The sequence below is a fragment of the Bradyrhizobium sp. UFLA05-109 genome (genome assembly GCF_054185165.1).
On the sequence record NZ_JBBIAR010000157.1, the window covers coordinates 1 to 1,262 of the forward strand.

1 protein-coding gene is annotated in these 1,262 nt (G+C 60.4%); it reads left to right on the forward strand.

Going from position 1 to position 1,262, the window contains the following annotated elements; translation table 11 throughout:
• Positions 1-169: 169 nt before the first annotated feature.
• Positions 170-1,262 (forward strand): IS5 family transposase (locus tag Q3C01_RS44815; protein WP_458151739.1); only part of this gene is annotated, 1,093 nt, incomplete at its 3' end.

Genomic DNA, 1,262 nt, shown 5'->3' on the forward strand with positions numbered 1-1,262 from the left:
GTCATCCGTGAAGAATACGGATCGGTCTGAGAAATAAGCAGAATTGGTCCTGATTAGTATTCGATTTTGCAGGAAAGCGAGGTGTTGGACCTCGCTTTCTTGCGTTTTGGGATTTTGCTTTTGGGCGATTCGTGATTCCCTGACGTCGTCGTCGACGTTGAGGAATGCGATGAGCAAACCGCGGGATGATCGCCAGAAAGACCTGTTGCTTCCGGCGCTCGATCAGATCATCGACATGGGTCATCCGCTGGTGCGGTTAGCGGCGCTGATCGACTGGGGCATCCTGAATGAGCGCTTCAGTTCTGTGTGCCAGGCAGGGTCGGGACAGCCGGGCTTGCCGACGCGGCTAGTCGCCGGCCTGTTCATTTTGAAGCACATGCACAACCTGTCAGATGAGGTGTTGTGCGCTCGCTGGATCGAGAACCCTTACTACCAATACTTCTGCGGCGAATTGAGCTTCTGCCACCGCCTGCCGTTCGATAGATCGTCGATGACCCGTTGGCGCCAGCGGCTCGGCGAGGAACGGCTGGTGGCGCTGATCCAGGAAAGTCTGTCGGTGGCACACAAGACCGGCGCGATTGGCCCCAAGGACCTTGAGCGGGTGGTCGTCGATACCACGGTGCAGCCCAAGGCAGTTGCGCATCCGACCGATGCGCGTCTGATGCATCGGGCAATCGTCAAGCTCGTCGGGCTCGCCAAGCGCAACGGTGTTCCGCTGCGCCAGAGCTATCTGCGCCTGGCCAAGCGCGCCGCCATCATGGTTGGCCGCTATACCCACGCTCACCAGTTCAAACGCGCGCGGCGCCAGCTCAAGTTCCTACAGATTCGGCTTGGCCGGATTATCCGCGACGTCCGCCGCAAGATCGATGGCGATACGGCGCTGGAAGCTCGCTTCGGCCCGCTGCTCGGTTTAGCGCAACAGGCGCGCAGCCAGGATCAGCATCAGCGCGGTCCAAAGGTCTATGCATTACATGCCCCGGAGGTTGAGTGCATCGGCAAGGGTAAAGCCCGGGCGCCCTACGAATTTGGCTGCAAGGTCAGTATCGCCACCCCCGTGACGTCTCCGAAGGGCGGCCAGTTCGTGCTGCATGCCAAGGCCCTGCATGGCAATCCCTTTGATGGGCATACGCTCGGCCCTGTGATCGCCGACATGGAGAAGCTCACCGGCGTGGAGGCTCGCCGCATCCACGTCGACAAAGGGTATCGCGGTCACAACTATCCGCATCGGTTCAGGGTCTGGATCTCTGGGCAGGTCCGCCGCG